This window comes from Cyclobacterium sp. 10D3-21 (genome assembly GCF_055809755.1).
Genome location: NZ_CM147924.1, coordinates 3,058,115 through 3,072,886, shown reverse-complemented (window position 1 = coordinate 3,072,886; position 14,772 = coordinate 3,058,115). Strand labels below are relative to the sequence as shown.

The following is a 14,772-nucleotide window of genomic DNA, read 5'->3' as shown; positions in this document are numbered from 1 at the left end:
GCTTATAGATTAATATTGACACCAAGGGAAAGAATTTTTGGTAAAGGATAAAAATTATCCCCCGAATCAAACGTGTTTCTTTCGGGGTCAAATCCCTCATAGTCTTTGGATACTAATGAACCTATATTTTGGGCATTCCCATAAACATATAGTTTTTGAAGTCCAAGTCTTTCTGTTAATGCAGAAGAGAAAGTATAACCTAATTGGATATTTCTGAGCTTAACAAATGAAATGTCGCTTACCCAATAAGAGGATGCTTCACTTCTCCATGTATCACTTATTGAAATCCTTGGTACTGTTGTACTTTTATTGTCAACCGTCCAGGCATCTCTCCATTTTTCAGTGATTGTTCCTCCGGAAATTCCCAAAGGTTGGGTCCAGGCATTCTGGGTATAAACATTTGCCCCAGCTATTCCCATGATCACAGTACTTAAATCAAAACCTTTATAATTAACACTTGGTGTAATACCAAAAGTGTATTTAGGGATGGTATTCCCCAAAGCCATTTTATCCTCAAAACCCAGACGACCATCATTGTTAACATCTTCATATTTCAATTCACCTGCTTGTGGAACATATCCATTGGCAGACATGTGTTCTGATGCTTCCTGGTCAGTTTGGTAAATCCCTATGGCTTTATAACCATACAATTCACGGTAGGAAAACCCTTCGCGAATCAGGTACAATTGATCTGGTGAATTTTCTCTGAATTTGGTTACCTGATTTGCGATATAGGTCATGTTGACGCCAATATTGTAACCTACATCATCTCTGTCTTTAGCCAATTTTGAGTAATTGATGTTAAACTCAAAGCCATTGTTGGTCATTTCTCCAACATTTTCAAAGGGAGCACTTACCCCGCCAAGAATTGATGGAATAGGCAATTGGACAATAATATCATTTGTCGTTTTCCTGAAATAATCTGCTTCCACGAAAATCCTATTGTTCAATAAACCAAATTCAATTCCCAAATCTGTGGTTACGGAAGTTTCCCATCCAATGCTCTCATCCACTAGAGCAGTAATGCCCGCTCCAGGCGCAAAACTTCCTGAAAAATTGTAGCTAAGTCCATTGGTTTGATTTACTACAGCTAGGTATGGCCAGTAGGAATTGATATTCTGATTTCCCAGTTGCCCCCAGGATGCGCGTATTTTAAGGTCTGATATTAAATTTTGGCTTTTCATAAAGGCTTCTTCGCCAAGTCTCCAACCTGCTGAAAATGCTGGAAACACACCCCATCGATAGTCTTCTTTAAACCTGGAACTACCATCCGCTCTAAGGTTCATTTCAAAAAGGTACTTGTCTGATAAGGCATAATTTACACGACCAAAATAAGACATCATTCTGAGTTCACTCATGTTTCCATTGGCTTGAAAACCTGCGGTTCCTGCATCTACCTGAATCATCCCCTCTTTTGGTGGGTCTGACCTTCTACCATATACGTCTTTGATTACAGTACTCTCTATTTGAATACCAGCAATGGCAGAGATATTATGAATTTCATTAAAGGTTTTGTTAAAGTTCAAGGTAGAGAATAAGGTGTTATAATTGCTTTGAACATTCTCTCTACTAGCCTCCAAAATGGTAAGGTAATCCAGGTTTTTTCCTTCTACCCCTGTATTGGTATATCCATAAACCAAATTGTTGTGTCGGTCTCTCAAATTACTATTGTACTGTGAAGTAAAATTGGCCTTCAAAGTCAAGTAATCGGTGAAATCAATGTCTGCAAAAACATTCATTTTAAAAAAATTGTTTTCTGTAAGAGAAAGCCCATTGGCTGTTTCTATTAATGGATTTCTATTGCCAACAATTGTATTTCCACTGCTGTTAATTGCCTGAACAGAACCAAATCTACCATCTTCAGTATAAGGCGCTGTAAAAGGATATCCCCCATTGGCGAAAATATACATCATTCGCCCAAGGTTAAATGGTTCTTCAGAAGATTTTTTGATACCATTAATCCGGCCACCGATGGTTATCCAATCTTTTATTTTAGATTCCAGGTTTAAAGTAAGTCCATATCTACTTGAATTGGAATTGAGCATGATCCCGTCCTGATTCAGATAATTCATGGATACATAAAACTTGGTCATCTCCGAGCCACCTTTTACGGATACATTGTGTTCTGTAATAGGGGCCTTTCTAAACACTTCATCAAAGAAATTGGTATTTGGATAAACATAGGGATCATTATTATTTCTAAACTCATTAATAACTGACTCTGGAAACAAAGCGCTACCTCCTTGATTGGCTAAGGCTTGATTCCACATTCCCATGTACTCTGCACTGTTTTCTATAATGTTATAACGTCTTCCCAGGCTTTGCTGTCCAACATAACTTCCAATATTAATACTGGTTCTTTCTCCAAATTTTCCTGATTTTAGTGTAATTAAAACCACACCATTTGCTGCTCTAGACCCATAAATGGCAGAACTTGCAGCATCCTTCAATACCGTCATGCTTTCGATATCATTGGGATTGATCTCATTAATAGAAGCTTCTACACCATCCACAAGTATAAGTGGATTTGAATTGTTTAAAGTACCCCATCCTCTTACACGAATCTGGGCACCATCACTACCTGGTTTTCCTGAGTTTTGACTGATCCAAACACCTGGCACCTGTCCACTCAATGCCTGAGAAGCATTTGTAAGCGGCCTGTTCTGAAGCTCCTCATCAAAATTAACAGAAGAAACGGCACCCGTTAGGTTTTCTCTCTTTTGAGTACCATATCCTACTACCACTACCTCATCAAGAGATGAGGTATCCTCCAGCAAAGTAATGTTTACAATGCTTTGGTCTGAAACCTGAATTCTTTGGGAAACAAAACCTATAAATGAAAATACAAGGGTTGCGCCTTCATCTACATTTAAAGTGTATTTTCCATCTAAATCTGTGGCTGTACCTATGCCTGTACCTGGTACCGAAACTGTAACGCCTGGAATGGGTTCCCCATTTTCATCTACTACAGTGCCCTTAACTTCTGCTCTCAACGAGTTTTCATTCGCATAATTGGGTTTAACTAAATTGGTGTTACCGTACCCGAAAACTGGTGAAAATAGAAATATTATCATAATAAGAAGGCTTGAAAAAGCCCGTCTGGTATAGGGTAAGTAAACCCTACTTCTAACAAGTAATGATTTCTTCATTGATTTGAGGTTTTAAATTAAATTAATCATAGATAATGAAAATAAATAATGACAAAATGTAGGAATAAGTCACTTCATATGTAAGATTTTAATCGTTTAAGAAAATTATAGTTAATTTAAATTATTAGATATATAATTAAAAATTAATATTAACAATAAAATGGATTAAAGTCTACCATTTAAAACAAATAATCACTATAAATTACAATTAAATATTAGAAGTTATTTTTTCATATCGCCAATGCTATGGCTTTGATCCATAAACCTAAAGGGTTCAAAAGTCCTTGTTAAAAGGAAAGACCTCTCTCCTATTAAAAAATCAAAGTGCACTTTCAGTGAAAACGGTGAACTTCTACCTACTTCCTGTTTTCTACCTCACATTCTAGCCACCAAAAAAAACAAGTATTAATACCCACAGATTGAAAACTTGGCAAATGGATGCTTAAACCCTAAATAAGCAATAGACACTCTATTACGTGCTGAAATCTCTTCAAAATGGATCAAAAATCATTAACAATACTTGTTCACTTGCATCACCCATCCCTTTAAAGCTTTCATTTTTGATGGTATACCCGTATATTTTCATTTCTTGAACACAGCTCAAAATAACTTATGAAACCAGCTCATCTATCAATAGCCTTTTTTGCCATTTCATTGCTCACCGGTTTTTATAGTCTGGCACAGGCTACTAAAAGCCATTCTGATATAGTATACCCCACTTCTTTTGTCCATCCGGGAATTTTGCAAAATAAAGCTGATTTGGATTATATGAAATCCCAAATCCAGCAAGGAATAGAACCCTGGAAAACTTCCTTCGAAAATTTAAAGGAAGAATCTGAAAATGATTTTAAAGTTCAGGCTTTTACCCATGTGGTCAGGGGTTCCTACGGACGGCAAGGTCAAGGACATAGAGAACTCTCTGCAAGTGCTAAAGAAGCTTACAGACAGGCATTGCTATGGTACATCACAGAAGAAAATTCACATGCTACAAAAGCCATTGAAATCATCAATGCATGGTCTGGCCAACTATGGGATTTTGATGACAATGATGCAAAGTTGATCGCCGCATTGACGGGTCAGTATTTTCTTAACGCAGCAGAGATATTGCGTTACAGCCAATCCGGCTGGGATCAAAAAAAAATTGAAGAATTTGAGCAAGTAATGCTTACTGTCTTCTATCCGTATATCAAGGATTTCTTCACAGAGGCCAATGGCAATTGGGATGCTGCCATGATCAATACCATGCTAGGTATAGGTATATTCACAGACCGACCAGATATTTTTAGAAGAGCTATGGACAGGTATTTTTGGGGGCCGAATAACGGAGGAATTACCAAATACATCTACCCCAATGGTCAAATTCAGGAAACCACCCGAGACTGGCCACATGTACAATTAGGACTAGGTGAATTTGCAAAAGCTGCTCAAATAGCCTGGACCCAAGGGGTAGATTTCTATACTGTTGCAGACAACCGACTTGCGCTGGGCTTTGAATATACGGCCAAGTTTATGCTTGGTGAGGAGGTACCTGTTTATGGAGTTATTTCACAAAGAGGCCGTGGGGAATTTAGAGATATTTACGAGTCTGTTTACGCCCATTACTCCAAAGTGAAGCAAGTCAATATGCCTTACACCAAAAAGACGCTTGCTTTTACAAGGTCAAGCTCAACCTGGGGGTTTTTAGAAGCGCAAAGGGCACCAGTTCAACAATCACCAATTTCCAAAAATGTCAATGATATTCTAGGAAATGCCAGAGTACAAACTGGTGCAAGTAATAAATTAGCTCAATTAAATGAAGATGAATTTATAAAGGTAAATCCAGGTCAATCCATCCAAAAAGCCATTGAAAAGGGAAGTGAATCTGGAAAAAAGATTTTATTGGCAAAAGGCCAACATGTGCTAAAGGAAACCCTGAGGTTACCTGATAACACTCATTTGGAAGGTTTTGGTTTGTCTACCATTCTATTACTCGACGAAAAGGCAAGTGGCCTAACCATAGGAAACCAAAATCCTGAAACTGAAAACATCACTTTAAAAAATTTTGTAATTGAAGGTAGAACAAGTGCCGAAGCAGAATATGACCCAAACCAAGGCAGAAGATCTCGTGCAAGACAATCAGCTCCTAGAAGAGAAGGCTTGGTTTTAGCCGCTGATTTACCAAACCAAATCCGAAATATTCAACTTGAAAACCTCACAGTAAGAAATTTTACCAAAAATGGGGTTTCGCTGCGAGGAGTTACCAACATTAGTATCATTAATTGTGATTTTAGTGAAAATGGCTCCAACGTAGTACCTGGAAAAGGCCTGCATCATAACCTGCACCTGTTCCGTTCCACCAACATTGCCATTAAAGAGAGTAGGTTTAGCAATTCACCTTGGGGTTCAGGAATTTTGGCCAGTCTATGTGAAAGTATTACCATAGCAAACAATGAAAGCAGTAGGAACAAATTGGATGGCATTCAGATCAATGAATCTCAAGCGATAGCGATTACAGAAAACCTATTGGAGGGAAATGATCGGAACGGATTGTTTTTAGAACAACTAAACAAAGGTAATCGTCAATTAACAATCAATGATAACCTTATCCGCAACAATGGAGCATTGGGTATAAATTACCCGGAAAATTCTGAAGAATTATGGACTTATAATTTGCTGCAACACAATAAATGGAGTAATACAGCCACCGTTCCTAACGACCTTTTCCTTGAGAAATGGAATAAAGTAGCTCAAAACCTTAATTTACCTGATGAAGTAAAAGCGCAGCGTAACAATCCATTACTTGCGGCACGTTATTTACTTAATTATTTTCAGAATAGAACAAGTATAAAACATCCCTCAGACAATGACAATTATTCCGGAAATCCCTCCCAAAAAGACATTATTCATGCTGAAAATGCCTTGAATCATGTAATGGTTGGTCAACCCGCTTACCCCTCTCAATTTGTAGGATGGGATATTAATTGGGAGAGTCAGCCTGTGAAGGACAAAGAATGGGTTTGGCAACTAAACAGAATGGTATTCTGGCAAAGCATGGGCAAGGTTTACAAAGAAAATCACGATGAAAGATATGCCATCGAGTGGAACAAACAAATTATGGATTGGGTGATTAAAAACCCCAGAGACATGGATCACCCATTAGCCTGGAGATCCATTGAAGCTGGTATTCGAGGCAACAGGTGGACCCAGGTATTTAACTATTTTCTTCATTCACCAAATTTCAGTCCCGAAGCTCTGGTATTCTTTTTAAGCAGTGTTTATGACCATAGCGAATTTCTGATGACTAAATACAGCTCTGGGAGCAACTGGGCCCTTATGGAAGCCGAAGGAATGGCTTTTATTGCCATGACTTTCCCTGAATTCAAGGCGTCAGACCAATGGTTGGATGAAGCTATAAAGCGGTTTAACAATGAAATACATGAACAAGTCTATCCTGATGGCCACCAAAGGGAACTGGCTTTTGGTTATCATATGGGGAGTATTAGTTGGTTTTTAAGGACTTATGAACTTGCTCAAATGAATGGAATGGAAAATCGCTTTTCGGAAGATTACCTAAGCTTGATCGAAAAAATGGCAGAAGTACCCATGAAACTTGCATTTCCAGATGGTACTTCGCCTCAGTTTGGAGATGCATGGACAGGTAACCCTGGACAGCATTATGAAAAACTACAAACCTGGGCAGCGCTTTTTGACAGACCTGATTTTCTGTATGTGGGTACTGAAGGAGAAAAAGGCATCAAACCCGAACAGACAGCATTTGCTTTCCCCCAAAGTGGATTGTACTCCATGAGAAGCAGCTGGGATCCTTCTGCCCTTTCTTTGGTATTAAAATGTGGCCCAGATGGTGGTGGACATAGTCAGCCTGACAATGGCACCTTTGCGCTTTATGCAGGCGGAAGAAACCTCACACCAGATTCAGGGAGCTTTATCTATAGTGGCGATCCTGAAGGTAGGGCTTGGTTCAGGCAAAGCAAAGTTCACCAAACCCTCACCCTGAACGGGGAAAACATTGCCTATGCTCCAAAACTACTCCTTTGGCAGCCCGGAGAAAAACATGATATTCTGGTGGTGGAAAATCAGAATTATGAAGGAATGGCGCATAGAAGGGCCGTGATTTTTTATAACAAATCATTATTCATCATTATTGATGAAGCTATAGGGGATGACCAAGGTATTCTTGACCTGAATTTCCAGCTCACTCCCGGAAAGGTGGAATTGGATGAGAAACAGCTTGCTGTTAAAACCTTATTTGATGAGGGCTATAACCTTTCAATCAAAGCGCAGGAGACCGAAGCGCTAAAGCTAAACCCAATGGAAGGTCAGGTATCCTTTATCTATACTAAGAAGGAGCCAAGGCCTGCATTTTCTTTTCAGAAAGATTGGAATGGTAAGGGAAAAGGCATGAGGTTCGTTACAAGTCTTGAACCTTTTAAAGGAACAACCCCTTCTGATGTGGTTGTTAAAATAGCCTCTAAAACTAAAATTGGTAGTAAGAAAGTCACCTTAGAGATAATCAATAATGGAGAAAAAGAAAGCATAAGCTATGAGTTAGAGTAGGTAAACCTTATTAATGCTGTAGCCATTACGTAACGGAAGATCAATGCCTATTTCGGATTAAACTCTATAGTCCTAAACAAAAAAATCCCCCGACCTTTGAAAGTCGGGGGAAATTAGTATAATCTAAAATACCATTGCTACACAATCAATAGATCGAGATTTATAGCGAGTATTGAATTAATATCCCGGATTTTGTGGGAAATCATTTTTAGTTCTATCAATCTGGCTCTGAGGAATAGGTCGAAGTGTATGGTATTCCTGAATATTAGGGCCACCATTTGGATTGTACATTTTAACTCTCTCCAACAGTTTTCCTGTTCTTTTCAAATCAGTCCATCTATGCAATTCTCCAGCCAACTCTCTTCCTCTTTCGTCAAGGATCATGTCAATGTCCAACTCAGAGGCAGTAATCAAAGGAATTTCCTCTCCACCAGGAAATTCAGCTCTTTTCCTAAGCGTATTGAAATAAGTTACTGCTTCATCCAATTTACCTTGCATCATTAAAGCTTCAGCAGCAATAAGGTAAGTTTCTCCCAATCGCATGTACATATAATCCCTTCCATTATTTCTTTCATAAGGATAACGGTGTTTTTGTACGGTAGGAGAAAATACATCATTTCTGTCTTTCACAATAACCAATCGATAAGGTGCATTCGCTATTTCCTCTTCAGAAAATTCTTGTCTAATCGGATCGTTTGTAAACCAAGCTGCGGTATCTCCTATAGAGAATCCTGCAGGCACATTGGCTTCATCATTGTACAGCCAAGCTTCTTTGAAGGTAACGCTATATCTAGAATCGTTTCGGATATGTAATCCTCCATTTCTATAGTCATTTCCAAACAATGTAGTTAGCGTAAAATCAGTTGGCCAGAAACGTGCGATACCAACATGGTACATATCATCCCCAATTAAACCTGGGAGCAACCATTGTCTTGGACCAAGGAATCGTTGAAGTTCATTTCCAGGGTTGTTTACTTCTGTATTGTCACCCCATTGAACAGACCAGATTACCTCTGAATGTCTTTGGTTAAACGGATCGAAAATATCAGCATAGTTATCCAATAGCTGATGTCTTCCTCCTTCAATTACTTTAATCGCAAGTTCTGAAGCCTTTGCCCAGTTACCCATGGTAAGGTATACCTTTGCCAATTGGTTGGTAGCAGCATCATTAGTAGGCCTTCCGTACTGAACTTGTTCCATAGGAAGGTGTTCCATTGCATATTCCAAATCTGCGACAATAGCGGCATAAACCTCTTCTTCAGAAGTTCTGAATGCTTCCAGTTCTACACCTTTCGTTTCTTCCAAAGTCAGGTGTATAGGACCAAAATGCTGAACCAATACAAAATAATAATGCGCACGTAGAAACTTTGCTTCGGCTATCTTTTCCAATTTGGTAGTCTCATTCAGCCCTTCTATTCCATCAGCTCTTGAAATAACAGTATTGGCATAATTGATACCTTTGTAAAAATGTTCCCAAACCAAAACGTCACCAGCAGGTGAAAGCACGGTTGAAGCATTTAAACCTGGTCCATAATTGTCCCATTCGGAGTTATAACTTTGTCCTTCCTTGAACAAATCTGTTCCGAAAAGATTCATCAATAGTCCAGGCTCTCTTCCATAATACCACCTTAAAGGTACATAGGCACCTACCAATGCTTCATCCAATCCCACAGCTGTGGAAAATTGCACATCAGCAACTGTATCTGTAATCATATTTTCTGTCAAGTCTGCACAACTTATGCAAGTACTAAAGACAGCCAATCCAAGTATATATTTTATTGTAGATTTCATCTTTTTGACATTAGTTTTTTAAAATCCAAGTTCAATACCTAACAAATAGGTTCTGTAATTAGGCATATCGTGATCCCTAGCCCCTTCAGGATCCAATCCAGGAAACTGAGTGAAAGTAAAAGGATTTTGAACACCAGTATAGATTCTGGATTTTCTCAAGCCCAATCTATCCAAAACTTTATCTGGTAGACTATATCCCATCGTGATGTTTCTCACTCTGACAAAACTTGCATCAAAATAACCCATAGGAGTAGAATAATCATGACCACGAACCCTAGGCTGAGGATATTCCTCACTTGGATTGTCTGGAGTCCAGTAATCCACATCTCTAGAGTTTAGGTTATAACCCCTTCTAAGGTTTATCATACCTCCAAGGGAAGTCCCTCCTGCCTCACTGAAAATATTGATTCCTTGAGTAGTATAGATAAAAAACGCAAAATCAAAATTGTTATAAGTAATTCTGTTATTTAAACTACCCGTCCAACTTGGAACATCAGAGCCCAAAAGCATTCTGTCATCAGCACCAATTTTACCATCATTGTTAAGATCATTCAATTTCATGTCACCAGGATTGGCACCATATGAATTTGCAAGATCTCGCTCTGACTCCTGCCAGATACCAACGAATTCCCAATCATAATAAACGTTAATTGGCTGTCCGATAAACCATAGGTTACCTGGATCATCCTCTTTGCCGCCATATAACTCTGTAATTTCATTTTTATTGGCATGGAAAACCAAATCTGTAGTCCATCTAAAACCACCTGGTCTTTTGGCTTCCACATTAACTATGGACACATTAAATTCAAACCCTCTGTTTCTGGTTGCACCAACATTTTCCAATGTACTTGCAAAACCTGAAGTTGGAGGCAATTGTCTGTTCATAAGTAGATCAATGGTTCTTTGTTGGTATACCCCAACAGTACCCATCACTCTGCTATTCCAAAGGGAGAAATCAACTCCAATATCAATTTGTCTTGTTCTTTCCCATTTCAGCTCCGAATTTGCCAATTCAGCACTTTGAAAACCGAAAACCGATTGGTCACCAAAAGCATAACCTACTCTTTGCACTCTTCCCTGAGTTTGGTAAGGGCTAATCCCTGTATTTCCTACGTCACCGTAACTGGCACGTAATTTTAATTCATCAAACATTGAGTTATTGGACATAAAATCCTCTTTATCCAACAACCAAGCTAAAGCCATAGATGGAAATAGACCATATTTATTGCCTTCAGCCAATCTAGATGAGCCATCTACCCTACCAGTCATGGTTACAATATATTTATCCTTCATTGAGTAATTCAAACGAAGCATATAGGATTCAAGGGCCCATTCATTCAAATAAGAGCTTCTTGAGGTTGTTTCCTCTGCAGTCCCAATATTATGGTAACGTTGTTGTTCGAAAGGCAATCCCCTTACAGAAACACCTGTACCCAATTCTCTTAGATTCTGCACACTATAAAGACCAGTTGCACGAATTTTATGATCAGTGTTTATGTCTTTTGAATAGTTGACAATGTTTTCATAAAGAATGTTGCTGGTCTTACTATTGGAAACACTAGCAGTAGAAGTTTGCCATTGGTGTGTTCCTCTATCATAATAAGTAAGGTCAGGAGCAAAATTAAACCTGTAGGTCAAACCATCAATTATTTTAGCTTCTGCATAAACATTTGTGATTATCCGGGTTCGGTCTCTTCTATCAATGTATAAATCCCGATCCAATGCCAGGGTTGGAAAACTCTCACCTACAGCAAATTCACTTGAAAGGGCTCCTTCAGCTCTTTCAGGCCAATCCAAAGGACTTCTTAGAATAAGGTCTCTGAAATTACCTCCTTGGTATTCTTCACTGGTTGTCACCTGAGCCGAAACTCCAGCCTTGAAGCGACTGCTTATTTCCTGGTCTAAATTTAATCTACCTACAAAACGAGAAAAATCATTGTTGGAGACAATCGACTTGTGGTCAAGATAGGTTCCGGACAATGCATATTTTGTATCCTCAGTACCACCTCTAACACTTAATTGATGGTTTTGTTGAAAACCTGTTTTAAAGGCTGCTTCTTGCCAATCGGTATCTACGCCATTTTGAATTCCTTCTAACTCCCAATCAAGAAATAAAGCTTCATCTGTTGTATAAGATCCCTGCTGTCTGGCAGCATCTCTTTGCATTTCAGTAAATGTCTCTGCATCCATCAAATCCACTTTATTGGATATGTTTTGGATACCTGCAAAAGCACTGTACTCAATCTGAGTTCCTCCTGAGTATCCTCTTCTTGTAGTAATTAGTATTACTCCATTGGATCCTCTTGAACCATAAATTGCTGTTGCTGAAGCATCTTTTAGTATTTCAATAGATTCAATATCTGATGGATTAATGTCCATTAGATTTCCAGCAATTGGAATACCATCCATAACGATCAATGGATCATTACCTGCAACCAATGATCTTGCACCACGAATTCTTACTGTAGCTCCAGCACCAGGTCTGTAACTATCAGCAACTACATCTACTCCTGCAGCTCTACCCTGAAGTAAACTCTCAAAGGAGTAAGTAGGCTCACTCACAATGTCCTGTCTGCTAATGGAGGCAATAGATCCAGTTATTTCTCTTCTTTCTACTGACCCATAACCTACAACAACAAACTCATCCAATGAAGATTCGTCTTCTGATAAAGTAACGTTTATCTTGGTTTGATTCCCAACGTCAACTTTTACCGACTCATAACCGATAAAGGAAATTACCAAGACTGCACCAGCTGGTGCGTCGATTGAAAAATTCCCATCCAGGTCTGTTGCCGTACCCGTTGTTGTGCCTTCTACTAATATAGTAGCGCCAGGTATAGGATTGCCATTTTCGTCTACGATTGTTCCGGTTACCAATTTTAGAAAAACTGGAGGCGCATTCGTTTTGACAGGTGGATTTTTTTCAGCGACCGTAATTGTGTGATTGATTTGCTTGAATACAAGATTACTTTTTCTTGAAATTTCTTCAAGAATAGTCTCTACATCTGAATTGTTCAAACCAATATTTAAAACCAAATCTTTTTGAAGTGCATTTTCATAGACAAAGTTGAAATCACTTTGTTTTTCAATCTGTTTGAAAATGTCGACCAAAGTTTCTGTTTCCGCAGAAAGGCTTACTTTGGTTTCTTTCATTATTTGGGCATCTGAATTATATGCCCAACCTACCCCTAAACCAAGGTAAAATAGACATCCAATGGAAAATATCCGCATAGTAATCCTCATAAAAAGGATGAGTAAATTTTTTTTCATAATTTGCAATGGTTAAATGTAATTCATTTTTAATGAATTGCTTCTATTATAGTGGCGCTATTGGAAGTAGCGTCACTTTTAGCAATTCCCTTTTTTTACTTTTAAGTGCTTTCCGTTTATCTCATAGGCAATTCCTGTAGCATATTTAATTGATTCCATAATATCTTCTAGTGTCATCCTGGTATAGCTGCCAGTTACCAAACATTTCATGTTTTTATCACTTAATTCGACGGATTCTAATCCATACCATTTGGACAAAGTTATGAAGACTTCATTAATAGGTGTCTGGTTGAAAATTATCTTTCCATTAACCCAAGCAAACTTTAAATCTGGATTAATTTTGACTTTATTCCCTAATCCAGTTGCTGTTCTGTAGGTCAATTGTTCGTTTGCAATCAAGAAATTATCTTCCTTAGGACTTTGATCCGAGGCCTCTATTACTTTGACCTTGCCTTCTTTCACCGCAACTGTTTGCGGTTCCCCTTTATAAGCACTAACGGTGAAGGCTGTTCCTAAAACACTGGTTTCTAGTCCATCTGTAACGACCACAAAAGGGTTTTCGGGATCTTTTACAACTTCAAAATACGCCTCCCCCTCAAGGTATACTTTACGATTGGATGAGAACTGCTTGTTTATCTCTACTTTACTTTCTCCATTTAAAAAAATCACGGACCCATCTGATAAAGTAAGCTTTCTCCTCACTCCTCTGGGATTGACAAATTTTTCAAAACGCTCCTCAACTAGCTTTTCCTCAACGGGTAAATCTGTGGTTTTTAAATTATACATCCCAAATATTCCTAAAAAAACCACCATAAAAGCCGCTGCCCAACCGATCCAGTTAAAATCCATTTCAGAATGGCGTTGAGGCTTAATTTTCGCCTTTAAAATTTTTAAATTTTCTTCTTTCCTGGTGTCCAGGACTGCTTCATTACCAACTTTTAATCCTTCATACCAATTGTTTAAAATTAGTCTTTCCTCTGGACTTAGATTATCTTCTAATTCCTTCTCAATAAGTTGCGATATATGATTTGGGATATTCATAATTAACCTTCTATATATACTAAGTGTCAAAAACAGTAGGGTACTACCTAATAAATTTTTTATTTTTTTTAATTTTAATGGAAAATTCACCTTTTGATAATGTCAAAGACAGGTGAACTGTGGGTAATTCTGAACACAGAAATTAACTGTAAAGATAATTTTTTATCTCTGCCCGAATAAAAAGTAAAGAAAGGTGAATCTTATTGTGTACTGTTTGAGGGGCAATTTGAAGTTGGGCCGCAATTTCTTTGGTGGAAAGTTCTTCGTAACGGCTAAGTTTAAAAGTCTCTTTTTGGCCCTCTGGCAATTTTTCAATGGCCACTTCTATTTTCTCATACAATTCCTCGAATTCCAAAATCCTAGGAACCTCTGATTGAACCAGCACTTCATCAATACCGGTAATATCACAAAGCATTTTTCTTTTATAAATAAGTCGGTAAACTTTGTACTTTACAGCAGTGAGCAAGTAAACTTTTAAGTTTTTTTGAACAGTCAGCGCTTTTCTATTGTTCCAAATGGTCAAAAAGATATCCTGAACCAAATCTTCTGCCTCTGAGAAATCTCCTAATTTAGCATAAGCTTGCCGTACTAAAAGATCCCAATATTTATTGTAAATGGCCTCAAATGCTTTCACATTGCCTTTGGCCATTTCATTTAACAATAATATATCAGTGTTTTTCATTTTATTTAAAGTAGGCTCTCCTTGCTAAACCCTTCCAATTTATAGCAACATTTCCTAGATTCCAATTAACCTTAATGGAACAAGGTAGAAATTTTATGGATTTAATGGTTTTTATTCTAAAATTTTACCGGATTGCCCTTAAGAATAACACCCAAACAATCGAATCAAGAAAATCATCTTATAAATTAGTTATCCAAACCTGAAGGGACCCAAAACCAAAATTCAGAATCCAAAAAACAAAACCAGAAAAAATATCACCTTAGGTTTAATAGCCATTTTGGTCTT

The 14,772-nt window shown here is 38.1% G+C and carries 6 protein-coding genes; 1 reads left to right on the top strand and 5 read right to left on the bottom strand.

What is annotated here, in order from left to right:
• Positions 1-2: 2 nt before the first annotated feature.
• On the bottom strand, positions 3-3,149 hold the full coding sequence (locus AC0L7T_RS12340; RefSeq protein ID WP_473342943.1) for a SusC/RagA family TonB-linked outer membrane protein: 3,147 nt from the start codon (positions 3,147-3,149) through the stop codon (positions 3-5).
• A gap of 612 nt (positions 3,150-3,761) precedes the next feature.
• On the opposite strand from AC0L7T_RS12340, the gene AC0L7T_RS12335 reads away from it, so the two are divergent.
• Positions 3,762-7,703 (top strand): heparinase II/III family protein, encoded by a 3,942-nt coding sequence (locus AC0L7T_RS12335; RefSeq protein WP_473342942.1) that lies wholly within the window; start codon positions 3,762-3,764, stop codon positions 7,701-7,703.
• Between the two features lie 177 nt (positions 7,704-7,880).
• Here AC0L7T_RS12335 and AC0L7T_RS12330 read toward each other — a convergent pair whose 3' ends face one another.
• The 4 genes from AC0L7T_RS12330 to AC0L7T_RS12315 form a co-directional block, all read right to left on the bottom strand.
• Complete coding sequence (locus AC0L7T_RS12330; RefSeq protein ID WP_473342941.1) at positions 7,881-9,494, bottom strand: RagB/SusD family nutrient uptake outer membrane protein; 1,614 nt, start codon at positions 9,492-9,494, stop codon at positions 7,881-7,883.
• 18 nt (positions 9,495-9,512) lie between these two features.
• Complete coding sequence (locus AC0L7T_RS12325; RefSeq protein WP_473342940.1) at positions 9,513-12,764, bottom strand: SusC/RagA family TonB-linked outer membrane protein; 3,252 nt, start codon at positions 12,762-12,764, stop codon at positions 9,513-9,515.
• A gap of 78 nt (positions 12,765-12,842) precedes the next feature.
• Positions 12,843-13,805 (bottom strand): FecR family protein, encoded by a 963-nt coding sequence (locus AC0L7T_RS12320; protein ID WP_473342939.1) that lies wholly within the window; start codon positions 13,803-13,805, stop codon positions 12,843-12,845.
• 142 nt (positions 13,806-13,947) lie between these two features.
• Positions 13,948-14,487, bottom strand: a complete 540-nt coding sequence (locus AC0L7T_RS12315; RefSeq protein ID WP_473342938.1) for an RNA polymerase sigma factor — start codon at positions 14,485-14,487, stop codon at positions 13,948-13,950.
• Positions 14,488-14,772 lie beyond the last annotated feature (285 nt).